Origin of the sequence: Alteromonas profundi (assembly GCF_010500865.1) — a bacterium.
Taxonomy (GTDB): Bacteria; Pseudomonadota; Gammaproteobacteria; order Enterobacterales; family Alteromonadaceae; genus Alteromonas; species Alteromonas profundi.
Genome location: NZ_JAAAWN010000012.1, coordinates 93,585 through 118,675 on the forward strand (window position 1 = coordinate 93,585; position 25,091 = coordinate 118,675).

Consider the following 25,091-nt stretch of genomic DNA (forward strand, 5'->3'; position numbering starts at 1 on the left):
TGTTTGCCCGTAACCAGTGGCCGTGTGGCGAATTGCGTGCTTTTTTTAGTGAATAAACCCGTGGGGCCCTGTGCCCCCAGCCGTTAAGTAGATGCTAAGTAGCTGTTACGTAGCGCCTGCATCAATTGTTGTAAACCCACGTAAAAACGCCTCAATGGAAGTAAGAAAGCCCTATTCATTGCTATTCTTACGTCTGCCTCCTCAATCGCTGCGAGGATAAATAAAAAAGCCCCTAAATAGGGGCTTTTTAGGTTTAAAGACGTTAGAACTTATGCGCCAAGGATGGCTTTAAGTGTCTGGCTTGGTGACATAGCAGCAGCCACCTTATCTTCGTCTGGGTAGTAGTAACCGCCAATTTCTTGCGCGTTACCCTGTGTGGCATCAATTTCAGCAAGAATAGTATCAATTTTTTCTGAAAGTTCGTCATAAACTGGCTTAAATTGCGCAGCCAAATCGGCATCTTCTGTTTGAGATGCTACTTCTTCTGCCCAATATAGACCTAGATAAACATGGCTGCCACGATTATCAAGTTGCCCTGCTTTACGCAATGGCGACTTACCGTTATTTAGCAGTTTTTCGGTTGCCTTATCTAGTGCTGTTGCAATGATTTTCGCTTTATTATTAGAGTGCTTAATAGCAACGTCTTCAAGCGATACTGCAAGCGCTAAAAATTCGCCAAGTGAATCCCAACGCAAGTGCCCTTCTTCCACAAACTGTTGCACGTGTTTAGGTGCAGAACCACCTGCGCCCGTTTCGTACAAGCCACCACCGGCCATTAATGGCACGATTGACAGCATCTTAGCACTCGTACCTAGTTCCAAAATTGGGAATAAGTCAGTTAGGTAATCACGTAAAACGTTACCCGTTACCGAGATAGTATCTAAGCCACGAATAGCTCGCTCCATGCTAAAACGTATAGCACGAACAGGTGACATGATAGAAATATCTACACCATTTAGGTCGTGGTCTTTTAAGTACTTCTCAACTTTCATAATAAGTTGAGCATCGTGAGCACGTTCGTCATCTAACCAAAATACTGCAGGCATGCCCGATTGGCGTGCACGGGTTACTGCCAGCTTAACCCAATCTTGAATAGGTGCATCTTTCACCTGACACATACGCCAGACATCACCTTCTTCTACGTTGTGTTCAATAAGAACGTTGCCGTCTTGATCTACAATTTGAACCGTACCGTCAGCTTCCATTTCAAACGTTTTATCGTGAGAGCCGTACTCTTCCGCTTTTTGCGCCATTAAACCAACGTTAGGCACTGTACCCATGGTTGTTGGGTCAAAGGCACCGTGTGTTTTACAGAAGTTAATCGCTTCTTGGTAAATAGTGGCGTAAGTACTTTCTGGAATAACCGCTTTGGTATCGTGTGCCTTTCCATCTGGACCCCACATTTGCCCAGAATTACGGATCATTGCAGGCATAGAGGCATCGACAATTACGTCACTTGGTACGTGTAAGTTAGAAATGCCTTTGTCAGAATTTACCATCGCGATAGGAGGACGGTCGGCGTAGCATTTGTTGATGTCAGCTTCAATTTCAGAACGTTGACTTTCCGGTAACGTCGATATTTTATCGTAAACACTGCCTAGCCCGTTATTTGGGTTTACGCCTAACTCTTCAAATAGGTCACCCCATTTATTGAATAGGTCTTTATAGAAAACTTTGACACAGTGACCGAAGACGATGGGATGAGACACCTTCATCATGGTGGCTTTTACATGCAACGAAAATAAAACGCCTGTATTTTTAGCGTCTTCGATTTGCTCTTCGAAGAATTCACACAGTGCCTTTTTGCTCATGTACATGCCGTCGATAACTTCGCCAGCTAACAAATCAACACGAGGTTTAAGGGTTTTCTTAGCACCATCTTTGCCAGTGAATTCAATGCTTACGTAACCGTCTTTTTCAACCGTCACCGATTTTTCAGCAGAATAGAAGTCCCCACCGCGCATATGTGCTACGTGTGAGCGTGATGCCTGAGACCATTCGCCCATTGAATGCGGATGTTTACGGGCATAGTTTTTAACCGCAGTAGGCGCTCGGCGATCTGAGTTCCCTTCGCGAAGAACGGGGTTTACCGCACTTCCTAATACTTTTCCATAGCGTTCACGAATCTCTTTCTCTTCGTCTGTTTTCGGCGAATCTGGGAAAGCGGGAACATCAAAGCCTTTGGCATTTAGTTCTTTAATGGTGGCACGAAGTTGAGGAATTGACGCACTGATATTAGGAAGCTTGATAATATTGGCATTGGGGTCTTGGGTCATCTCACCAAGCTGTGCTAGCGCATCTGGCACCTTTTGCTCTTCGGTCAGATAGTCTGAAAAGTTTGCCAATACACGGGCGGCAAGGGAGATATCGGTGAGCTCAATATCAATGTCTGCTGCGCCAGCAAATTTTTCGATAATTGGAAGCAGCGAATACGTCGCCAGCATAGGCGCTTCATCTGTCTTCGTGTAGATGATGGTAGACTTGGTCATTATATACCTCAATGTTGTCGGTAATAGGTTACCGTTTTCGTCCATTATGTCGCACTCATCAGAAAGCGAGGTTATGCTAACCTACGATCAATGCGAAATGTAATTGATGTTTTGTACGCCGCCAGCAGTTCGCTAACAGCACCACTTGTTGTTGTCATTGTACTAGCTTATAACGTCCCTCAACACCTAATACAATGTGCAGCGTTTATAACTAGCTGCGCCCATTAGTATAGGGTCGAAAGTTGTAGTTACAAGTCATACCATTGTCTTATCCGTTAGGATCGTTGAATTTAACTGAAATGGTTAACCAATTTAGCCACTTTCTCCCCTTCATCTGCGACTTCGTGGTAAGCTACTATGCCTAAGTTTTCCGTTTCAACTGCGACCGCAAACATGCAAAATAACAGTAAAATTGTACTTTTTAACAAGCCTTTTCAAGTCCTTTCTCAGTTTACCGACGGTGAAGGCCGAGAGACACTGAAGGACTATATTGATATACCAGACGTCTACGCAGCTGGCAGATTAGACCGTGACTCCGAGGGTCTATTGGTGCTGACCAATGATGGCAAACTACAACACAAACTCGCGCACCCTGAGGCAAAAACCAGTAAAACGTACTGGGTACAAGTAGAAGGGATCCCCCACGAAAAAGCGCTAGAGGCTTTGCGCAATGGGGTTGAGCTAAAAGACGGTATGACAAGGCCTGCAAAGGTTAAACGTATAGAGCCACCCGAGGTATGGGAGCGTCATCCCCCCGTTCGTTTTCGCCAAGCCATTCCCACCAGTTGGCTAGCTATCACTATAAGCGAAGGACGAAATCGGCAAGTTCGCCGTATGACTGCCCATGTGGGTAATCCTACGTTACGACTTATCCGTTATCGCGTAGGCAATTGGACCATTGATGGTATCGACAACGGCGCGTATCTTGTCCTGTAGCAACACAGGTATTCATGCTACGGGTTGAGGCCTGTGGGTTAAGTAAGACGTTCGATTTTTCTATGTGGTGATTTTACGTTAACGAATTTGCGGTAGTAGCGTTTTGGCATTACATATAGCCTTTTATTCCTATCCGCCCCCTATTGTTACCCTTGAAAGTAACCAAAACAGGCTTATTTAATTCGCAATCTTTGGACGGCTAAAGAAGTTTTACTTTAGACGTCTGAAATGTGTGAACTGGCTAGATTATTCTGTTAAAATCCGCCACCTTTAAACCCAGCCAAATATGAGTGTGAATCACGTTGTGACTGATATTGAATCAAATGCTAGCAAAAAAGTTATCGTCGGCATGTCCGGCGGCGTCGACTCTTCTGTTTCTGCTTACCTCCTTCAACAGCAGGGGTATCAGGTAGAAGGCCTGTTTATGAAGAACTGGGAAGAGGATGATAATGACGAATATTGCTTAGCGGCTGAAGATTTAAAAGATGCACAAGCGGTAGCTGATAAGCTCGGCATTGAACTTCACACTATCAACTTTGCGGCAGAGTACTGGGACAATGTATTTGAGTACTTCTTAGCCGAGTACAAAGCGGGCCGTACCCCAAATCCCGATATCATGTGCAACAAAGAAATTAAGTTTAAAGCGTTTCTTGAATTTGCAGCGGAAGACTTGGGCGCTGATTATATTGCTACCGGCCATTATGTTCGTCGCCGTGAAGTTAACGGCAAATGGCAATTATTACGCGGCTTAGACACCAATAAAGACCAAAGCTATTTTCTTTATACTCTTGGTGAAGAACACGTAGCAAAGACCCTTTTCCCTGTAGGCGATATTGAAAAGCCATTAGTACGCAAAATTGCCGAAGAGCAAGGCTTAGTAACCCATGACAAAAAAGACTCTACGGGTATTTGTTTTATTGGTGAACGTAAATTTAAAGACTTTTTGTCTCGCTACCTTCCAGCTCAGCCTGGCACTATAGAAACTGCCGAAGGCCAAGTGATCGGTCAACACGAAGGTTTGATGTACCATACATTAGGCCAGCGTAAAGGCTTGCATATTGGCGGACTCGCTGAGTTCGGTGATGAACCTTGGTACGTGGTTGACAAAGATGTTGAGCGCAATGTCTTGATTGTAGGGCAAGGTGCCGACCACCCTCGCCTCTACTCAAAGGGGTTAGTTGCTAAGCAATTACATTGGGTAGATCGAAAAGACGTTGACGGCTCATTTCGCGCAGTGGTGAAAACCCGTTATCGCCAAACAGACATCCCTTGCACAATTAGTCCTGTGAATGGCGATCAAATAGAAGTCATTTTCGATGAGCCACAAAAGGCTGTTACGCCCGGCCAATCTGCTGTGTTTTATCAAGATGAGGTTTGTCTTGGCGGTGGAATTATTGAGAGCTATATCCGTTGATGTTAGAAAAAGACGTTGAAAATAATTTAGCGCTGGCGGGTGTTTGCCAGTCGGCGGCACTGGTACAAAGCTTAGCGCGCAAAGGCAGCGCAGATACCGAGGCGTTAGAAGCAAGCCTTTCGAGCATATTAGTCACCGATCCTGAAACACCTCAACAGGTGTTCGGCAAACTTAGTAATTTAGACGTGGGCTATAAAACCTTAGTAGCTCAACTATCTGATAAGCAAGCCAGTAAAGACACAGAACTAACGCGGTATATCGCAAGTATTTTAGGCCTTGAGAGAAAATTAGCTCGCAAACCGGGCGCAATGAATGAACTTGGTGAACGTATATCTCACGTTCAGCGGCAACTTGCTCATGTAGATTTTCACAGCCCGCAGATAGTGTCGTCGTTAGCTAGTATATACAGTGACATTGTTAGCCCGCTGGCACCGCGTATTCAAGTTGCGGGTAATCCAGAGCACCTTGGCCAACCCGCCACGCAACATAAAGTGCGTGCACTATTGCTTGCGGGCGTTCGTGCCGCTGTAATGTGGCGTCAAATGGGCGGTAAACGTAGAAATATCCTGTTTCGTAGAAAACAAATTTTAAATAGTGCTGTAAAGGCGCTTAGGTTGATAAACTAGTTAAGGAGCTTAAGGTGGAACTGAGTCAGTTAACTGCAATTTCCCCTGTTGATGGTCGATATGCCGGTAAAAGCGTTGAATTACGTAGCATTTTTAGCGAGTACGGCTTACTGAAATACCGCGTTCAAGTAGAAGTACGTTGGCTACAAATGCTTTCGTCGAACCCTCAAATTGAAGAAGTTCCTGGGTTTTCAGAAACATCAAACCGTCTATTAGATGCCATAGTGGCAGAATTTAGCGTTGATGATGCTATGCGAATTAAGGAAATTGAACGCACTACAAATCACGATGTGAAAGCGGTTGAGTATTTTCTAAAAGAGAAGGTTGCTGATAACAGTGAACTCTCTGCTGTGAATGAGTTTATTCACTTCGCGTGTACGTCTGAAGACATTAACAACCTGTCTCACGGCTTAATGTTAACGGAAGCACGAGATACCGTATTGCTTCCTTATTGCGATAAATTAATTGATGAGCTAACCAAGCTAGCGAAAGCCTATCGTGATATTCCTATGATGGCCCGCACCCATGGTCAGCCGGCCTCTCCTACAACTATGGGTAAGGAAATGGCAAACGTAGCGATGCGACTAAAACGCCAACGACGCCAAATTGCCCAAGTTGAGTTATTAGGTAAAATTAATGGCGCGGTAGGTAACTACAATGCCCACCTTTCTGCCTATGCTGATGTAGACTGGCATAGCGTTTCAGAGCAATTTGTTACCTCGCTAGGGCTAACTTGGAACCCTTACACAACGCAAATTGAGCCCCACGACTACATTGCTGAATTGTTTGATGCAGTAGCGCGATTCAATACAATTCTTATCGATTTCGATCGCGACGTTTGGGGTTATATCGCCCTTGGTCACTTTAAGCAAAAAACTATTGCGGGAGAAATTGGTTCATCGACTATGCCGCATAAGGTTAACCCAATCGACTTTGAAAACTCGGAAGGAAACCTTGGGTTAGCTAACGCGATATTCGATCACCTTGCAGCGAAACTGCCCATTTCTCGCTGGCAGCGCGACTTAACCGATTCTACGGTTTTGCGTAACTTAGGTGTAGGCGTAGGTTATGCAGTTATCGCTTATCAAGCTACGTTAAAAGGCATAAGTAAGCTGGAAGTAAACGAGGCGAGCTTGCGGGCGGAATTAGATAACAACTGGGAGCTTCTTGCAGAACCAATTCAAACCGTTATGCGTCGCTACGGTATTGAAAAGCCTTACGAGAAACTGAAAGAGTTGACCCGTGGTAAAAAAGTAAATGCCGCAGCCATTGCAGAGTTTATTGATAATTTAGACATGCCTGACGCTGCTAAAGCTGAGCTAAAAGCGCTTAACCCAGCTAATTATATTGGTGACGCAATCAGGCTAGTAGATCAGTTATAACGAGTGCGTTAGTGCCTTATATTAAAAGCGCGGTAATTACCGCGCTTTTTTTGTTTTGGAACTTCGTATGACACCAAAAACTGACACGTTAAAAGTGAAGGCTCTGCTTATCAACACCAGCCGCCTTTATGCCGTTGGGCTGTGTTGCCAAATACCTTTACTCATCGCCTTTGCCCCTCGCCCCGCTGCGTGGATTAACTTATTAACGCATGTTGCCATTGCCCTTAGTGCGGTTATTTTTTGCTATGCCAATTTTGTGCGAACAGGGCGTACACTTCTGCTTCTTGGCTATTTTTCCTATCTTGTTGGCGCTACCTTGATATGGCAAAAAGACCTCTATATTCAACACTTTTTACTTATCGGCTGTTTGTGTAGCGCATTTTATTTTAATTACAAAGAGCAATATTTAAAACTGTTTTGGGGGTGGCTATACGCCGTTTCCTTTTGTGTTATTGATATTCACTTTAGTTTTTCGTTAGCCGGATGGGAAGCTGCTATTCGCCGCGGCAATGCACTGTCGCTTACTTTAACGTGTGTGGCAGTGATAACGGCAACCCATAAATACAATCAGCATCGTTGGAATGCGCTAAAACAACAGTTTACGCGAGCACGGGATTTGCTCTACCAATCTACGCCCGCGGTACAGCTTATCTTCGACTCCAGTGAGGTTAAGCGCCAGCATTTTCAGTTTTGCTGTGTATTGTTCGCCGATGTTAAGGGCTATCAACAGCTGGTTGAACGCTATGGAGAAACAGCGGTTATTGATAAGCTCGATGGCTTCTACAATACCCTTGATCATGTTGCTGCTACATGTAGCGTTTACCCCCTTAAAACCAATGGAGATGAATATATGGCTGTGTGCGGTATTGGTGATTCAGCACATAAGGCGGGCGTTCACGTATCCAATATTGTTGCTTTCGGCGAACAAATTAGCCATGGTTTTGCGCAATTCAGTTGCGCTCAAAATTGGCCCTGTCAAATTCGTATTGGTATTGCCACCGGCCCGGTAAGTGCCGGTATGCCCAACCGACAACACGGTACCTTTGATGTGTGGGGTAAAACAGTTAATACCGCCGCCATGCTTGAACAAGGCGCTGAGGTAAATACGCTTGTGCTTTGCCCTTCCAGTTATCAACACTTACCCGCCCATCGCCAGCAAGCATTTAGGCGCGTAAATATAACTGCCAAAGTAGGTAACTTATCTGCGTATTGCATTATTGTCAGTGGCATGTCTAAAAATAAAAGCATTATAAATGCGCTAAGCAATCCGGACGTATGACGGGGAGCAAACAGAAATTATCGAAACAGGGTGAGTTACCTAACTTGCTACCCTGCTTTACTGGTAAGGCGCTTTTGAATACCGCATAATATGCGCCTTATTTTACGTGGGCTTCGTTATGCAAACCTTTGATATCGATCATTTCCTTTCCCACTATTGGCAGCAAAAGCCAGTAGTAATACGCGGTTTATTCACTGAATTTTCAGATCCTATCGATGAACATGACTTGGCAGGGTTAGCGCAAGAAGAAGAGGTTGATAGCCGTATCATTCGATGTGTTGACGATAAGTGGGATGTTGAGCAGGGTCCGATCACGGATTTCGCGTCGGCATGTAAGGGCGCATGGACTTTATTGGTGCAAGGGGTAGACCGTTATATTCACGATGTTGCCCCCGTTATAGAGCCATTTCGTTTTTTACCTAACTGGCGCTTGGACGACCTTATGGTTAGCTTTGCCAGCAAAGATGCCGGTGTTGGCGCGCATATCGACTTGTATGATGTATTTTTAGTACAAGGCAAGGGCAGTCGCCGCTGGCGGGTAGGCCCCCCCGGGGGCTATGATGGGATATTCCCCCACCCCAAACTAAAACAGATTGCTGGTTTCGACCCTGTCATAGACGAAGTACTGCAGCCAGGGGATGTGCTTTATATTCCCCCGGGTTGGCCCCATGATGGCAAGGCATTAGAAGATTGCCTAACCTATTCAGTGGGCTTTCGAGCGCCTGATACCCATCAGTTAGCCGACAGTTTGTCATTTATGCTAGAAAGTGGCGCAGGTAACGCTATGTATACCGATGCTAAGCGCTCCCCTGCTGAACTGCCTGCCCTTATCAGTGAAAGTGAAATACAAACCCTAAAAGAGCAACTAATTAAAACCATACAGTCTGATGATTTTACTCACGCTATGTTAGCGTCATTAAGTGAACAAGGACTACCAGAGTATCCGCCAGAACAACTTTATAGTCAGCAAGATGTGACAGAGGCGTTTAACGCTGGTATTCCCCTTGCCAGTGCCCCTGGCGTACGTGGCATAGCCTTGGCCACTGATAGGAGTGGGGTGTTCTATATTAATGGTGAAGGTTTCAGTTATACGGCTGATGATGAAGATTGGGCCGAAATACTGGTTAATTCCCATATTATAGACGTACAAATGCGCGATAAGCCGCCGAGTTTTGCATTTTTCGAAACCTTAACTACACTGATTAATAAGGGTTATTGGGAATGGTTAGGTTAGTTAAATACTGTAATGACGTTTACCATAGAGAGTGTTGATTGGGAACAACATCAAAGTAGACTTAAGGCGTTAAGGGAACATGTGTTTGTGCTAGAGTGGCAAATGCCCCGGGAAGCCGAGTTTGACGAACGGGATCATCACGCTTTTCATGTGTTGGTTATAGGGGAAAATAACACCCCTATCGCCACCGGCCGCCTTACCCGCTGCGGAGAGTTAGGTCGTATAGCAGTAAAACGAAAACATCGTCATCTATCAGTTTATCGGGCACTTTTTGCCGCCCTTATCGACCTTGCTAAACAACACAAAGTTCCTACCGTAAAAGTTAATTTAACCCTCGACAGCGTTTCCTACCATCAGCAGCTTGGCTTTAAAATTGATGGCCAAGTATTTATGGACGGCGGTGTACCAAGGCAAAAAATGTGCTGCCCAGCAGAGCGTTTTCCTCTGCCAGACGTATCACAAATGCACTAAGCCACTAACTGCAATAAACATTGCAATGGGTGTAGGGGTTTGAATTTTTCTATTCTTGCTACTTGGCTACGACAGGAATAGCCCGTTGCCATTACGTTATTTGATGGGTAGCGTTTCACTGCTTGTTCCCAACTTAAACCATAAATAGCCAAGGATCTTTCCTTTTGCTCTGCCTCGTGCCCATAGGTACCGGCCATGCCGCAGCAACCTACTGCAACAATATCTACAGGTTGATTGAGCTTATTGAAGATAGATTGCCATTGTTTTTCTGACGCGGGCATTGCCGTTTTCTCTGTACAGTGACTTAGCAATGCCAATGGCTGGGTCTTGGAACCTTTGGTTTTACGTTGCACTTTTTGCTGCCAAAGTGAATCTGGCACCATGGCTAACCATTCATGCACGGTAAGTACATGAAAATCACCCCGCGCTTCCCCCAACGCCTTAACATACTCGTCGCGATAGCAATGCACCAATGAAGCATCAACGCCTACCATTGGAATATTTAGTGAAGCCACCTCGTTAAGAAAACCGGCCGTATTTTTTGCTGTATTGGCGAAACGACGTAGAAAGCCTTTTACGTGCTCAGGTTTACCATTGGGTTTGAACGGCAGTAACACAGGAGTGAAGCCTAACGCTTTAGTAAGAGAAACATAATCCTCTACTACCCCGGCATCATAAAAGCTTGTAAAAGGGTCTTGAACAATAAGTACGGTTTTACTTTTCTCATCATCACTGAGCTGATTTAGCCGGTCAAAATGATAGTGTGCTACTTTCTCTTTCACCCTATTTGCTAACGTAGGCTGGGATAAAATAGGTGTATCAACATACCCCACTGCCTTTTCAATAGCGCCTTGCATCCAGCCTTGCTTTAAAAAGCCGTTCACCAAAGAGGGGGCTTTTGCCATTATCGGTGCCATACGTTCTATATTTGCCACCAAGTGATCTTTAAGCGGGCGCATATAACGCTGATAATAAATAGACAGAAACTTAGACCTGAATTCAGGCACATCAACTTTTACCGGACACTGGCTAGAGCATGATTTACACGCCAAACAGCCATTCATCGCTTCAAGTACTTCGTGGGAAAAGTCATCTTGGTTGTGTGTCGCGCGGCTATTTCGCCATCGTTGCCACCACGAAGTATCAAACTGTTCTGCGGTGAGTGACTTGGTATCCACGCCCTCTTTACTTAACAAGCGTATCCATTCGCGGATAAGCCCTGCCCGCCCTTTAGGACTATGGCGTCTATCTTTTGTCACCTTGCTAGAGGGACACATAGGAGAGCGAGTATCATAATTGAAACAAAGGCCATTGCCGTTACATTCCATTGCTGGTGCAAAAGCTTGTTTAAACGCAATTGGGATAGTTCTATCTAAGGTGGCGCGTTTAGGATCGCTAACTTTAACCAGTTCATCATTGCTTCCTACTGGCGTACAAATTTTACCTGGGTTCATTTGGTTTAGTGGATCGAAAGCGCTTTTAATTTTGCGTAATTCGGTAAATAGCATATCGCCGAAAAATTCCGGGCCATATTCACTTCTAAAGCCTTTCCCATGCTCTCCCCACATTAAACCGCCGTATTTTGCGACCAGTGCAACCACTTCATCAGATATCTTATGCATTAATTTTTCTTGCTCAATATCGCATAAGTCTAATGCGGGGCGAACGTGCAATACCCCGGCATCAACATGGCCGAACATGCCGTACTGTAAGCCGTGGCTGTCAAGCAATGAACGAAATTCAAGAATAAAATCGGCAAGGTTTTCAGGCGGTACAGCAGTATCTTCTGCAAACGCAATGGGTTTTTGAACCCCTTTCGTTTTCCCTAGTAAGCCTACCGCTTTTTTGCGCATAGCGTAAATGCGACCTATATCGGCTTTATCAAAGGTAACTTGATAACCGATAACGCCGCCTTCACCCGTTTCAGCGGCTTTTGAGAGGCTAGCTTCAAGGGTAGCAATACGTTGTTTTATTTGCTCTTCATCGTTGCTGTTATATTCCACCATATTAAGGCCCAATAATTCTTTATTGGGCACATCGGTAATGAGGTCCGCGATGGAGTGCCAGATGATATCGGTTTTTGCTAGGTTGAGAACCTTTGAGTCCACAGTTTCAACCGACGTAGCATTTGCTGCCACCATGGCAGGCGCATGGCGAAGTGCAGATTCAAACGTGTCGTATTTAATATTAACCAATGCTTTATAGGTAGCAATGGGCGTTAGCGATAATTTAGCTTCAGCCACCATGGCTAATGAGCCTTCTGCGCCGGTAATTAACCGGCTTACATCAATAGTCTCATTTTTATCGTTATAAGCATGTTCTAAGTCGTAACCGGTTAAGAAGCGATTTAAGCGTGGAAATTTAGCAATGATAGCCTTGCGCTTATCCACACAAGTAGCGATAACTTGCCGTAAAATAGTGGCATAACTATCGCTGCCTTTTGCCATTTCTTTGGCTGCGGTTACACTCATAGGTGAGGTTTCGAGCACATCGCCATTAGCAAGCACCGACGTTAACCCCAATACATGATCGCTTGTTTTACCGTACACAAGTGAACCTTGACCAGACGCATCGGTACTTATCATCCCCCCCACGGTAGCCCGGTTACTGGTAGAAAGATCCGGTGAAAAGAAAAATCCGTGGGGACGAAGTGCATCGTTTAGCGCATCTTTTACGACCCCGGCTTGCACCCTCACCCATTGCTCATCCACATTAATCTCTAATACTTTATTCATGTATCGAGAAACGTCGACGACAATGCCGTCGGTAAGACTTTGGCCGTTAGTACCTGTGCCGCCCCCTCGCGCTGAAAACTTCACTAGCGGATGCGAGTTTACCAGTTTGCCAAGTAAGGAAAGGTCTTCAACCCCAGTGGGAAACACCACGGCTTGGGGGAGCTTTTGATACACTGAATTGTCGGTTGCTACCGCCAGTCGACTTGCATAACTGTACTCTATATCGCCCTTAAAGGCCGATGAAGACAATGCATTAATATAGGCTTGATAATGTTCTGAAAGACTCTGCTTAGGTGCAACACGTGGCAAACTCAATGCGATATAACCTCTGAAATATGTGTTGGGCGTTAGTATAACTAAGGCGCACTTGTGTCTCTATACAATTGAACTAATTTTCATGAGTTTTAATGCTATAAGCTAGAATATAAGGTAAGAATAGATAGCGTAGCGACACTGCCTGACAAAGATATTTACATATTAATACGCGAGATTTACATTTCAGCTATTGGCAAACGCTGTACCGTACTACACAATCAGTACGTAATCTAACACGTTTATAAATGGCGTTTTCTCCTGTAGCGAAACACATTTTTTCAATTGCTAGGTATACTTGTTAGTTATACAACGCTTGCCAGGCGAACCACTAAGCTCGGTTTACGCGAAGCCAACAACATTAGGTAAACAACCATGAAAATAATTCGATTAACGTTAGGTGGGTTACTTCTCATCGCGGGTATATTACTAACGTTGCTGCCAGGCTCTATTTTACTGCTTATTGGCGGGCTAATGCTATTAAGCTACGACTGGCCTCGTGCTCGAGGGTGGCTTAAATTCAGTCAAGCCACTATGCGTAATAGCGCACGTAAGCTAGACCGTTTTATGTTGCTTCGAAAGCTTAATAAATTTAAGTAGAACAAAAGCATGAGGTAAGCCGTTGCGCGTCTGAAAAAGGTGTTGCAATATTGTGTAACGGCAATGTATCTATGCCTATACCTCTTATCTATTCCTCTACCTCGCTTGCCCATTCCTCTCATCTTCATAAATTCGCGATGTTGTCATCGTACTTTACGCACTATTAATCTTTACTTTATGTTAATTTCTTCAACACGTGCTAGGGTTATAGCCTGTTGTAGGGCAATGACATTACACCCATTATTACCCACCTATGTTGTGAAACAGGCATCGCAATTTAGGGTATAAAGCTACATTCAAATACATTTGGAGACAACACCATGGTAACGTTTTCCGTAAATGGCAAAACACATGAATTTAATGGCGATCCCACCACACCTGTACTTTGGTACTTACGTGATGAACTTAACCTGACGGGCCCTAAGTTTGGCTGTGGTATGGCGCAATGCGGCGCATGTACCGTACATATTGATGGCACAGCGCAACGTTCATGTGTTTTGCCATTAGCGGCGGTAGCTGGTAAGAAAATCACCACAATAGAAGGGTTAAGTAAAGACGGCGAACACCCGGTTCAGCAAGCGTGGGTGGAACATAAAGTGCCCCAGTGTGGTTTTTGCCAATGTGGACAGATGATGCAGGCGGCCAGCTTATTGGCTAGCAACTCCAATCCCAGTGATGATGAAATAGTAGCAAACATGTCTGGCAATATTTGCCGGTGTGGTACCTACCCGCGTATTCATAAGGCGATAAAATCGGCGGCTAAAACCATGTCAGCAAATAACGGCGTTAACTACTTTAACCCAAATGACACGGAGGCATCGGCATGAGTACGTATTTTGATGTTAACCGCCGTAAATTTTTAAAAACCTCTGCTTCGGCCGCGGGCGCGCTTTTAGTAGGCACTTATTTCGTTGGTGCTGCGCCACGGGTACTCGCTGGCGTTCTTTCTGAGCCTTCAACACAAGCAAAACAAGCCAACTTATTTGTTGCATTACGTCCTGATGGCATTGTAGAAGTTACCTGTCATCGATCGGAAATGGGCCAGCAAATACGTACAGCCATTGCACAAATTGTCGCTGATGAGATGGAAGCCGACTGGAGTATGGTAAAGGTCATTCAGGGCAAAGGCGACCCTAAGTATGGCGATCAGAATACCGACGGTTCGCGCAGTATTCGCTATAACATGCAACGTTTACGCGAAATGGGCGCGAGTGTACGTTATATGATGCAACACGCAGCCGCTGCGCGCTGGGATGTGGCTCCTGATACCTGTGTGGCCAAACAACACACCGTCACCCACAGTTCTGGTAAAACACTTAGCTACAAAGACTTGGTACGCGATGCATTAACGTACACGCCGCCGGGTAACGACGCGATAGAGTTAAAAGACAGAAGCGAATGGCGCTATATTAACACTGGTATGGCACATATCGACCTTCACGATATTGTTACAGGTAAGGCAACATTTGCGGCAGACGTACTTGAGCCTAAGGCGCTCGTGGCGGTAATACTGCGTCCACCGGTTGTCGGTGGAACCATAAAAAAGGTAGATGCGAGCGCCGCTAAAGCCATTAAAGGCGTGGTAGATATTGTAGAAATTCCGGCGCCAAAAGGCGCGTTACAGTTCCAACCCAAAGGCGGCGTAGCCGTTATTGCCGAAAATACTTGGTCAGCCTGGCAAGGCAGAAAAGCGTTGAACGTTGAGTGGAATGACGGCGAGAATGGACGCTACAATTCAGAGAAGTTTAAGCAGCAGCTGTTAGATACTGTAAGCCAACCTCAGCAACACGTTAGAGAAAAAGGCGATGCTGTCTCTGTTCTTGAAAAAGCGGAGGACAAACTTGTTGCCGACTATTATATACCTCACTTGGCACAAGCGCCTATGGAGCCACCCTGCGCCACTGCAATGTTCAGCAACAACCGGGTGGAAGTATGGGCGGCAACGCAAAACCCGCAAGCTGATATGGCGACTGTGGCGACCATGGTGGGCATACCAAAAGAAAACGTTTTGGTACATGTCACCCTACTTGGGGGCGGTTTTGGACGTAAATCAAAACCTGACTTTTCTGCAGAAGCGGCTTACCTGTCGATGAAAACAGGTCAGCCTATTCGCGTACAGTGGACCCGTGAAGACGATATTCAACACGGCTTCTACCATGCGGTGTCAGCGCAACATGTTGAAGCGACTTTAGACGACAATGGCGCTATACAGGCCTACCTACATAGAACCGCATTTTCCCCCATTGCAGGGTTATTTCAAGAAAACGCAAACGCACCTATGGACTTCGAATTAGGTCTAGGATTTACCGACAACCCCATTAACACGCCCAACCTAAAACTAGAAGTGGGTAATGCTAAGGCAATGGTACGGGTTGGCTGGATGCGCTCTGTTTCAAATATATTCCATGCTTTTGCCATTCAGTCGTTTATCGCAGAAGCTGCGCATAAAGCCGGCAAAGATCAAAAAGACTACTTACTCGCAACCATAGGCCCAGACCGTATTTTAAATGTGAGCGAACAAGGCGCTGAATATGGTAATTACGGTGGCGATAAGACTGACTACCCTCTCGATATTAGTCGTTTACGTCACGTAATTGAAAAAGTGGCAGATATGGCTAGTTGGGGGCGAAAAATGCCCAAAGGTCGGGGGTTAGGTATTGCTGCGCACCGTAGCTTTTTAACCTATGTGGCCACAGTGGTAGAAGTAGAGGTGTCGGATAGCGGTGAATTAACCGTTATTAAATCGTGGTCTGCTATCGATGCGGGAACGGTAGTAAATACAGACACCGTTAAAAACCAGGTGCAAGGTGGCTCTATCTTTGGTATGACGGCCGCGCTAAGCGAGGGTATTACTTTTGATAAAGGGCGTGCACAGCAAAGTAACTTCCATGATTATCGCGTTCCGCGTATGAGCGATGCACCGTTAGAAGTAGAGGTTGAAATTGTGCCAAGCGAAGCGCCGCCAGCAGGCGTAGGCGAACCGGCTACGCCTGTGTTTGCGCCAGCTTTGTGCAATGCTATCTTTGCTGCTTGTGGCAAGCGTATCCGACATCTGCCTATTGGCAACCAGTTAAAAACGTAGCGGTTACGCTAGCCAGTTAAAGCCACACAAGCAACCAAAAAAAACCGCTTTTACAAGCGGTTTTTTGTTTTATTTAGCCGTGTTTTTCAGCTAAATACAACCAGGTTTCTACTACAGTATCGGGGTTTAGCGATACCGAATCGATGCCCTCTTCAACCAACCAAGCTGCGAAGTCTTCGTGATCAGAGGGTCCTTGCCCGCAAATACCTACGTATTTCCCACGCTTTTTCGCCGCGCGAATAGCCATAGAAAGTAACGCTTTCACGGCATCGTCGCGTTCGTCAAATAAGTGCGCAATTAAACCGCTGTCTCTATCAAGGCCAAGGGTTAACTGGGTTAAGTCGTTTGAACCGATAGAAAAGCCATCAAAAATATCAAGGAACTGATCGGCAAGTAACGCATTAGAGGGTAACTCACACATCATAATAATGCGTAAACCGTCTTCGCCCTTATGAAGCCCTTGCTCAGCAAGAAGCTCGATAACTTTGCGGCCTTCCTCGAGGGTACGTACAAAGGGGATCATGACCTCAACATTGGTTAATCCCATTTTTTTACGTACCCGTTTAATCGCCTCACATTCTAAAGCGAAACAATCACGGAAGTCTTCGGAGATGTAACGGCTTGCGCCTCTAAAACCCAACATAGGGTTTTCTTCATCTGGCTCGTACTGATACCCACCCACTAAGTTGTAGTATTCATTCGACTTAAAATCGGACATACGCACAATGACTTTCTTCGGCGAGAACGCCGCGCCAATGGTAGAAATTCCTTCAACTAACTTCTCTATATAGAATTCATTGGGGGAATCGTACCCGGCAATCATGTCATTAATTTCTTCTTTCAACTCTTCAGGCTGACTATCGAAATTAAGCAGTGCTTTCGGGTGAACGCCTATCATGCGATTGATAATGAATTCTAAGCGGGCAAGCCCTACGCCAGCACTAGGTAAGCGAGCGAAATCGAACGCTCGATCTGGGTTGCCTACGTTCATCATTACACTTAACGGTAAATCAGGCATGGCATCGATGCGCGAAGTAACCACATCGAATTCTAGCTCATCGCCATAAATAAACCCGGTATCACCTTCGGCACACGATACAGTAATACGATCACCGGTTTTAATACTGTCAGTGGCGTTTGTGCAGCCCACGACGGCCGGAATTCCCAATTCACGCGCTATGATGGCCGCATGACACGTACGTCCGCCACGGTTAGTTACAATGGCCGATGCTTTTTTCATGATCGGTTCCCAATCTGGATCTGTCATATCAGTAACGAGTACATCGCCAGCTTGAATCTTATCCATTTCATCAATAGAACCTAGTACTTTAGCTACACCGGCACCTATTTTGTGGCCTATAGCACGTCCTTCACAAACTACGTTACTTTGGCCCTTAAGCTGGAAGCGTTCAATACTTTGAGAGTCTTCGCGGCTACGCACGGTCTCGGGGCGGGCTTGCACAATGTACAGTTTACCGTCTACACCGTCTTTGGCCCACTCAATATCCATGGCACGTTGATAATGTTTCTCAATGATTTGCGCTTGCTTCGCCAGTTCCATAACCTCTTCATCGTTGAGTGAGAAGGTTTTACTGTCACTACTATCAATGTCTACGATAGACACTTGCTTACCGTGCGCTTCATCGTCTGAGTAAATCATCTTAGTAAGTTTGCTACCAAGATTACGACGTACAATGGCCGGCAAGCCTTTATCTAGCGTAGGCTTATGCACGTAGAATTCATCGGGGTTAACTGCACCCTGAACGACCATTTCGCCTAAACCGTATGAACTTGTGATAAATACAACGTCTTCAAACCCCGATTCAGTATCTATGGTAAACATCACCCCGGAAGAGGCTATGTCACTGCGTACCATTCGCTGTATACCCGCCGAGAGTGCCACCCCTTTATGGTCGTACCCTTGGTGCACGCGATACGAAATTGCACGATCATTAAATAAAGACGCAAAAACGTGTTTAATGGCTACCATTACCGAATCGTAGCCTTTCACATTCAAGAAGGTTTCTTGTTGCCCCGCAAACGACGCATCTGGCATATCTTCCGCAGTTGCTGACGAACGTACAGCAAATGATGCTTGTTCGCCTGCATCACCTTGAAGGGTTAAGAAAGCCTCTCTAATCGCTTCTTCGAGTTCTGCTTGAAATGGTGTGTCTATGATCCATTGACGAATATTGTTTCCCGCCTCCGATAAGGCATTAACATCGTCAACATCGAGGGAATCTAAGGTTTCATGAATTCGGGCTTCTAGGCCACTTTGCAATAGGAATTCATTAAAGGCATCGGCGGTTGTCGCAAAACCTCCCGGTACCTGCACCCCAGCGTTTGCTAGGTTTGAAATCATCTCGCCCAATGATGCATTTTTTCCGCCAACGCGATTTACATCATGCATGCCTAGCTCTTGATACCACAGTACGTATTCTTGCACAGCCCAAGCCTCCAGCTTATTTTTGTGTAGGGTATGAGGTTAATTTCAGACGCAATATCTGAAATAACAAATTATTGTTGTCGAAGCGTGTCAATGACACCTGTTGTTCACGATAGCTGACAGTAGTAAGGAATATCCCGCTACCAACTACAACAACTATCTAGCTTTTCGACAGAATCATCATAGAATGGGCAAATTTATAAAGTAAAATATTTATTAATCATGTAATTAAATTACAACAATGTTAAGGATATGTTGTGCGTACAGCTTTCTATATTTCTGATGGTACGGCCATCACGTCTGAGGTGTTTGGCCACGCCCTGCTTTCCCTCTTCCCTGTTGAGTTCAATCACAACACCATTCCATTTGTCGAAACGGAGGAACATGCCCATAAAGTTTTGGAGAAAATTTCCGAAAGTTTTCAAGAGACCGGAGAGAGGCCGCTCGTTTTTTATACAATTGTGAATGTAGATGTGCGCAAGATAATCTCCAAATCTGTAGGAATTAACTACAATTTTCTCGATCAATTTGTTGCGCCTTTGGAAAAAGTGCTAGGTGTTCCATCAAAACCTGAGAAACATCGTACCCATAGTATTCATGAAACCACGTACGATATTCGTATAGAAGCTGTTAACTATGCTTTGGCCAATGACGATGGTTCTAATTTAAAGGATTATGATGAGGCTGATCTCATCTTGGTGGGGGTATCACGTTCGGGTAAAACCCCCACTAGCTTATATTTAGCGTTGCAGTTTGGTATCAAGGCCGCTAATTACCCCTTTACCGAAGAAGATATGGGGGACATGTTAAAGCTGCCCCCCGCCTTAAGAAAATATAAAAATAAGCTATTTGGGCTCACCATTCAGCCAGATAGATTGCATCAAATTCGTTCTGAGCGCCGCGCGAATAGTCGCTACGCGTCTTTACAGCAATGTCGGATGGAATTAAGAGAAGTAGAAAACCTTTATAGGAAAGAAAAGATCCCTTTTCTTAATAGCACAAAATACTCGATAGAAGAGATTTCTGCCAAAATCCTTGCCGAAACAGGCTTAAAACGCCGTAAGTATTAAAGCCTGTGACCTTAACCTGAGTACGTTTTACTTCGGTAAAGGTCTTTTCTTTAACGCAAGTACTTTAATAGCGTAATAGACTTATTTAAACCGTTTCAGTAACGGCGATAAGTGTGCCTCAAACGGCTTCCACCTATCTTGTCCGCTACGGTTGATAGGTTGCCTCACCTGCTCTGCGCTGGGGGTTTTTATAAGCCTTTCAGTGTTATAAAAATCGAGACAAGCGCTATCAAAAGGCACACCAATATAATCTAGCATCCGCTTTACTTGTAACGCTAAATCGTCTAACACCTCTTCGTGTGTAACGCGCAAAATTTGACCTGGATACACCTTGTCCCAGTGTCGCATAAGCTTAGCATAAGCCTCGAAGTAGCGTCCAATTTCCTCCAATCCGTAGGAGAATTCTTGGCCATCACCAAATAACTGCTTAAAGTTGCTAAAGCAGCAATCCATTGGATCGCGACGCGCATCTATAATTTTTGCGTTCGGTAGTATCTGCTTTATGAAACCAATATGCATAAAATTGTTCGGCATTTTATCGATAAAAAATGGCGCGTTGCCCCGATAATATTTGGTTTGCTCTATATACTGTTTGCCTAGATTATAGCGTTGCTCAAAGGTAAGTTCGTTAAGACAGAACGGGTAAGGTTTTTGCTGATTGCTAATAGACGACGCTAGGCTCAGTATATTGTGTAGTTCCATGGTGCCATCAATGTCACCTTGTGAGGCTAAGATTTGCTCGAGTAACGTAGAACCTGCTCGCGGCATCCCAACGATAAATATAGGTTCAGGTGAAGGAAAACCCGTAGACTCGCGGTTAAAGTCCTGCTTACTACTCACCGCTATTTGCGATTCAACGGCCTGCTCCGTCCGCGTAATATCGAATTGAACTGAGGCAAGCTTAAATTGGTTACCACGGTTATAATATGAAAATGCGTCGTCGTATCGCTTCATATCTTCAAGCGCTTTACCAATGGCAAAACAGACATGAATTCGATCATCTAACCCAATCGAGGGTTGCTGTTCCAACTCCAGCATACGACTAACTTCTTTGTCATCAAACCGATAAGATTTTAGATTAGCAAGACTCCAATACGCATCACCAAACTGAGGATGGTAGTAAGCGGCCTGCTGATAGGCAAAAATTGCTTTATCAGTTTTTCCTTTCGATTTATAAGCGTGGCCTAACGCCAACCATACCGCGGGTCTGTCTTTTTCCTTGGCAAGTAAATCATCATATATCGCTATTGCCTCGGCGGTTTTATTCAGCCCTAAGAGCGCATTAGCTTTAGCCATAATAATTTGAAGGTTATCGGTAAACCGCTCTCGCTGCATTTCGGCGATTTCGAGCACTTTTTGATGCTTACCCAGCTTGGCTAATAAACTTAAATAGGTAATTATCGCCCGCAAATTGTCAGGATAAAGTGTGCTGCAACTTTCTAATAAAAACTCAGCATCATGGTAGACCTTAAGCTGAATACCTAGCTCAGCGAGCAGAAGCATTGCTTCAGGATGGTGCTTATTTTTTAGTAAGAACTGGCGGCATATTTGCTCAGCACTGGCGAGTTTCTTTTCGTACATTAGGTCGTACGCGCCTAAAATAGGTGCTGGCAGGCTTTCTAAGTATTCGAGTTGTTGAAGCGCTAACTGTTCAGCATCTTTATCATTATGTTTACGATAAACTGTTAGAAGTTTTTTCCAGCTACTTATTAGCGCGGGATTATAATGAGTAGCGGTAAACAGCGCACTGGCTGCTTCTTTTGGTTTATTCAATGCGTCATAATTATACGCCAACTCTTGGTGTGCGCGGCCGTAATCAGGACGCATATTGAGTAACGTATTAAGGTGATGAGAAGCCGCAAGATAATCGCCACTTAAGCGACAGGTTACCGCCGTAAGATATAGAACTTCAACATGTTGCGAAGCATTCAAATCCTTCGATTTGAGTTGAGAGAGTAACTGATTGGCGTTGGAGAACGCAGAGCCCTGCACCGCATGTTTAATTTTACCAATGTGTTGTTGAAATTCCGTTGCGTTCATAGCCTACATTACAATATTCAAAAGATTTAATTCGCGATGTTATCTGGAAAAAAATGGCAGGCTTTCGCCTGCCATTTTCTATTCACATGTTAAATAGACTGTATGCCCATATACTGTTTGACTCAATAATAATCATAAGAAAAACGTAAGCCTATTGTACGGGGGCGATTAGTCACTACTTTAGGCGTGTATTGCTGCGTATCTACATTAAGAATAGCTGACTCATCAAACACGTTGTCAATAAACGCTTCAACCTTCCAGCTTTCATACGTCATACCCACTGAAACATTGCCAATAATATAGCTCTCTTGAATATAACGACCGCCGCGAAGCACCTCGCCATCAGAGCCTGGGTAGGTTGCCCCTTCAAACACATCTGCTTCATCTTCAATTTTAAGGCCCGATCCTGTGCCATATATCAGTTGGGTTGCATCTTCCATCGCGTAGGCATTCATCACCATACCGGCTAAACGGTCGCCCGTATAAGAAAGTGACGCATTTACGTAGCCCTCTTTACCACCGTCTAGTTCAAAGAAGTAGCGCGCACTAATATTGCCTGAAAAATCAGCCGAATAGGGTAGCTTACTGCCAACACCCGCTGCAATACCCTCTAATTCGGGATTAATACGAACAAGTTCGGTATCTAAGATACTAAATGCCGCGTTGATCACTAAGTTATCGCTAGCCAACCACGTAATATCCGCGTCTATACCTTTCACTTCAGCATCACCTACGTTGTCAGTAAACACTAAGAAACTGATGTTTGCAGGATCGAAGCGAGACGTTTGTAGGTCGGTTATTTCTGAGTAGTAACCCGTGGCATTAACACGCAATATACCGTCTAAGAAATCACCTTTTATGCCAATTTCATAGTTATCTAGCGTATCTGTAGTTGAATAAACTGGTACACGGAAATCAGCGAATGCGCCAGAACTGTTAGCAGCTGCATCACCACCTAGACGGTTCGTTACAGGGGGCCTGAAACCTTCTGAGTAATTGGCAAACATGAGAACGTTGTCGTTAACTTTCCAGTCTAAACCAAACTTGAAGATGGTGTCATCTACCGTTAATACGCCGTCGTCATCCAACAAGCCTACATCAAGTGAACCGTCTTGAATAGCGTCGACAACACCTTGACCATCAAGGCCTAAGTCGTCGTAAACTGCTGGGTCTACTATACCTTGACCATACGCTTCCAAACGACTTGTAACATCACGGGTAGATGTTGCGCCGCGATAAATATCGTCAATTTGATACCAACGAGCCCCAATTGTAGCCGTTACTGTATCAGTGATTTCATAGCCCAGTTGACCAAACACCGCGATTTGTTCAATCGTATGGGTTACATCGTTAACAAAACTAATTTCTGGCGAAAATGGCCCGCCGTCGCTGTTGATACCCTTATCGCCTGCTAAGCTATTCCAAGGACCCGCAAGGTTTTCGAAAATTTCAGGGCTTGCGATTTTGAACTGTCCCACAGAGCCCACTTCTTGCTCGTCATAAAATACGCCTGCGGTTACCTGCCATGGTGTATCCATGGTGGTGCTAAAACGAAGTTCGTGGGTTAAGCGGGTGCTAGTAGTATCTTCTTTGTAGTACTTGGTTGGATCTAAACACCGTGCATCCGCTGGGTTATCAGGAGTCTCGTAGTGCGTACACAGATAATATGCTGAGTACAAGCCACCATTGGTGTAACCGGTATAATCGGTTAAGGTGTCTATCTCACGGTCGAGGTAACCGCCAGTATACACCACATCAAGTTTGTCCAGACCACCATTTAATGTCCAACTTGTTAGCCCAAACGTGTCTGAGTTTTCATCACCTTGAAAACGAATGGCTGAGCTTTCCCCGTCCACTGTAGGGTCGTAAGCAAAAACACCCTCAGTATCGAGAGTTTGTGCAGTGTGCTGTACAAGTAAGTCCCAATCTTCGTTAATAATATACGACAAACCAAAACGCGCTCCGGAATACATCGCATCATTAAAGTTATCTTCTACATGTTCACTATTACGTGGCGTAACCACCGCTGCTTCACTGCGCGAAAATCCGTTTATTTCACGGCGCGCGTCCATGTCAGCAGGATCGATACCTTGTGCTTGTAATTTCCCCCCGGAAATACGGTCGATAACCACCGCGCTACCAATGTAACCGCCATTGTTCGGATCATTCTCTATGTTATCAATCCAACCGCCTTGGCTTTCATTGTATGCGGCTACCCGCAACGCTAAGTTATCAGTGGGTACAATATTAAAATAGGCCTCTACAGAGTTGCTCATATCGCCACCTTTTGTGGTGGAGATACTGGTATCAAAGCCTGCAGAAAAGCCACTATGATCAGGCTTGTTGGTAATTAGGCGCACTGTACCTGCCTGTGAACTAGCACCAAACAACGTACCTTGTGGCCCTGGAAGCACTTCTACACGTTGTACATCGGTTGCGTAAATGTCGAGGTTACGCCCTGCCATAGACACTGGCATCTCATCGAGGTAAAAGGCAACGGACGGTTGTAATGCCTGAACAGACGATAATGTAATACTGGATTGCGTAGTCGCGGCACCACGAATATAAATTTCGTTTTGGCCCGGACCAGTGCCTTGGAATACCACATTAGGTAAGAACTCGACATAGTCTTGGAAATTATCTATTCCTAGGTTCTCTAACGCTTTTCCATCTAATGCAGAAACCGCAACCGGTACGTCTTGAATCGACTCGGAACGTTTTGTTGCCGTAACTTCTATGGTTTCTAATTTAGCAGGAACATCAGATTCTTGGGCTACGATGGATGTGGAAGCCAGCGCAGCGACAATTGCACAGCTAAGCTGAGTTTTTCTCATGGTGTGTGTTTTCCCTGTGATTTATTTTTTTTCTTTTGATACTAATTTCTCTGAATTAGTATCAAAAGGTGCTTATCTATTAACCCATAAACAGAAATTAATTTCTACACTAACGATAACTTAATAAACAAAAAGCCCTTA

Annotated in this window: 16 protein-coding genes; 11 read left to right on the top strand and 5 right to left on the bottom strand. The window is 44.9% G+C overall.

Annotation, left to right across the window (positions count from 1 at the left end):
- Positions 1-269 precede the first annotated feature (269 nt).
- Positions 270-2,489 carry an NADP-dependent isocitrate dehydrogenase gene (locus GTH32_RS10660; protein ID WP_163085554.1) on the bottom strand — a complete coding sequence of 740 codons (2,220 nt, stop codon included), beginning with the start codon at positions 2,487-2,489 and terminating at the stop codon, positions 270-272.
- Positions 2,490-2,882: 393 nt separating this feature from the next.
- Here GTH32_RS10660 and GTH32_RS10665 point away from each other — a divergent pair, with 393 nt between their 5' ends.
- The 7 genes from GTH32_RS10665 to GTH32_RS10695 all read left to right on the top strand — a co-directional run bounded on the left by GTH32_RS10665 (position 2,883) and on the right by GTH32_RS10695 (position 9,831).
- Complete coding sequence (locus tag GTH32_RS10665; protein ID WP_163085616.1) at positions 2,883-3,425, top strand: rRNA large subunit pseudouridine synthase E; 543 nt, start codon at positions 2,883-2,885, stop codon at positions 3,423-3,425.
- A 286-nt stretch (positions 3,426-3,711) separates the two neighbouring features.
- Positions 3,712-4,839, top strand: coding sequence for a tRNA 2-thiouridine(34) synthase MnmA (mnmA, locus tag GTH32_RS10670; RefSeq protein WP_163085556.1), 1,128 nt, complete (start codon positions 3,712-3,714; stop codon positions 4,837-4,839).
- Positions 4,839-5,465, top strand: a complete 627-nt coding sequence (gene hflD, locus GTH32_RS10675) for a high frequency lysogenization protein HflD (RefSeq protein WP_163085558.1) — start codon at positions 4,839-4,841, stop codon at positions 5,463-5,465. The genes mnmA and hflD overlap by 1 nt, the downstream gene beginning before the upstream one ends.
- Before the next feature lie 14 nt (positions 5,466-5,479).
- Positions 5,480-6,847, top strand: coding sequence for an adenylosuccinate lyase (gene purB / locus GTH32_RS10680; protein ID WP_163085560.1), 1,368 nt, complete (start codon positions 5,480-5,482; stop codon positions 6,845-6,847).
- Between the two features lie 67 nt (positions 6,848-6,914).
- Positions 6,915-8,126, top strand: a complete 1,212-nt coding sequence (locus tag GTH32_RS10685; RefSeq protein ID WP_163085562.1) for an adenylate/guanylate cyclase domain-containing protein — start codon at positions 6,915-6,917, stop codon at positions 8,124-8,126.
- Positions 8,127-8,244: 118 nt separating this feature from the next.
- Positions 8,245-9,360 (top strand): JmjC domain-containing protein, encoded by a 1,116-nt coding sequence (locus tag GTH32_RS10690; protein WP_163085564.1) that lies wholly within the window; start codon positions 8,245-8,247, stop codon positions 9,358-9,360.
- Between the two features lie 12 nt (positions 9,361-9,372).
- Positions 9,373-9,831 carry a GNAT family N-acetyltransferase gene (locus GTH32_RS10695; protein WP_163085566.1) on the top strand — a complete coding sequence of 153 codons (459 nt, stop codon included), beginning with the start codon at positions 9,373-9,375 and terminating at the stop codon, positions 9,829-9,831.
- Here the strand turns inward: GTH32_RS10695 and ydiJ are convergent.
- Positions 9,828-12,881: a D-2-hydroxyglutarate dehydrogenase YdiJ gene (ydiJ, locus tag GTH32_RS10700; protein WP_163085568.1), complete on the bottom strand. Its 3,054-nt coding sequence runs from the start codon at positions 12,879-12,881 to the stop codon at positions 9,828-9,830. The two genes, GTH32_RS10695 and ydiJ, sit on opposite strands and share 4 nt — an antisense overlap.
- Before the next feature lie 372 nt (positions 12,882-13,253).
- Between ydiJ and GTH32_RS10705 the strand changes: the two genes are divergently transcribed.
- The 3 genes from GTH32_RS10705 to GTH32_RS10715 all read left to right on the top strand — a co-directional run bounded on the left by GTH32_RS10705 (position 13,254) and on the right by GTH32_RS10715 (position 16,560).
- Positions 13,254-13,478, top strand: coding sequence for a tellurium resistance protein TerC (locus GTH32_RS10705; protein ID WP_163085570.1), 225 nt, complete (start codon positions 13,254-13,256; stop codon positions 13,476-13,478).
- 320 nt (positions 13,479-13,798) lie between these two features.
- Positions 13,799-14,305, top strand: a complete 507-nt coding sequence (locus GTH32_RS10710) for a (2Fe-2S)-binding protein (RefSeq protein WP_163085572.1) — start codon at positions 13,799-13,801, stop codon at positions 14,303-14,305.
- Positions 14,302-16,560 carry a xanthine dehydrogenase family protein molybdopterin-binding subunit gene (locus tag GTH32_RS10715; protein ID WP_163085574.1) on the top strand — a complete coding sequence of 753 codons (2,259 nt, stop codon included), beginning with the start codon at positions 14,302-14,304 and terminating at the stop codon, positions 16,558-16,560. Before GTH32_RS10710 ends, GTH32_RS10715 begins: the two co-directional genes overlap by 4 nt.
- Positions 16,561-16,633: 73 nt before the next feature.
- Here the strand turns inward: GTH32_RS10715 and ppsA are convergent, their stop codons facing one another.
- Positions 16,634-19,006 carry a phosphoenolpyruvate synthase gene (gene ppsA / locus GTH32_RS10720; protein ID WP_163085575.1) on the bottom strand — a complete coding sequence of 791 codons (2,373 nt, stop codon included), beginning with the start codon at positions 19,004-19,006 and terminating at the stop codon, positions 16,634-16,636.
- A 257-nt stretch (positions 19,007-19,263) separates the two neighbouring features.
- Between ppsA and ppsR the strand changes: the two genes are divergently transcribed.
- Positions 19,264-20,076 (top strand): posphoenolpyruvate synthetase regulatory kinase/phosphorylase PpsR, encoded by an 813-nt coding sequence (gene ppsR / locus GTH32_RS10725; RefSeq protein WP_163085577.1) that lies wholly within the window; start codon positions 19,264-19,266, stop codon positions 20,074-20,076.
- Positions 20,077-20,157: 81 nt separating this feature from the next.
- Here the strand turns inward: ppsR and GTH32_RS10730 are convergent, their stop codons facing one another.
- Positions 20,158-22,116 (bottom strand): tetratricopeptide repeat-containing sulfotransferase family protein, encoded by a 1,959-nt coding sequence (locus GTH32_RS10730; protein ID WP_163085579.1) that lies wholly within the window; start codon positions 22,114-22,116, stop codon positions 20,158-20,160.
- Positions 22,117-22,238: 122 nt separating this feature from the next.
- A complete protein-coding gene (locus GTH32_RS10735) occupies positions 22,239-24,950 on the bottom strand; it encodes a TonB-dependent receptor (RefSeq protein ID WP_163085581.1) in 2,712 nt (903 codons plus the stop codon).
- Positions 24,951-25,091: the final 141 nt, after the last annotated feature.

Excerpts from the sequence above, each read along its gene's own strand:
- GTH32_RS10735 (WP_163085581.1), bottom strand. The coding sequence starts at position 24,950 with ATGAGAAAAACTCAGCTTAGCTGTGCAATTGTCGCTGCGCTGGCTTCC.
- GTH32_RS10665 (WP_163085616.1), top strand. The coding sequence starts at position 2,883 with ATGCAAAATAACAGTAAAATTGTACTTTTTAACAAGCCTTTTCAAGTC.
- GTH32_RS10730 (WP_163085579.1), bottom strand. The coding sequence starts at position 22,116 with ATGAACGCAACGGAATTTCAACAACACATTGGTAAAATTAAACATGCG.
- GTH32_RS10660 (WP_163085554.1), bottom strand. The coding sequence starts at position 2,489 with ATGACCAAGTCTACCATCATCTACACGAAGACAGATGAAGCGCCTATG.
- mnmA (WP_163085556.1), top strand. The coding sequence starts at position 3,712 with ATGAGTGTGAATCACGTTGTGACTGATATTGAATCAAATGCTAGCAAA.
- GTH32_RS10685 (WP_163085562.1), top strand. The coding sequence starts at position 6,915 with ATGACACCAAAAACTGACACGTTAAAAGTGAAGGCTCTGCTTATCAAC.
- GTH32_RS10695 (WP_163085566.1), top strand. The coding sequence starts at position 9,373 with ATGACGTTTACCATAGAGAGTGTTGATTGGGAACAACATCAAAGTAGA.
- GTH32_RS10690 (WP_163085564.1), top strand. The coding sequence starts at position 8,245 with ATGCAAACCTTTGATATCGATCATTTCCTTTCCCACTATTGGCAGCAA.
- GTH32_RS10715 (WP_163085574.1), top strand. The coding sequence starts at position 14,302 with ATGAGTACGTATTTTGATGTTAACCGCCGTAAATTTTTAAAAACCTCT.
- hflD (WP_163085558.1), top strand. The coding sequence starts at position 4,839 with ATGTTAGAAAAAGACGTTGAAAATAATTTAGCGCTGGCGGGTGTTTGC.
- GTH32_RS10705 (WP_163085570.1), top strand. The coding sequence starts at position 13,254 with ATGAAAATAATTCGATTAACGTTAGGTGGGTTACTTCTCATCGCGGGT.
- GTH32_RS10710 (WP_163085572.1), top strand. The coding sequence starts at position 13,799 with ATGGTAACGTTTTCCGTAAATGGCAAAACACATGAATTTAATGGCGAT.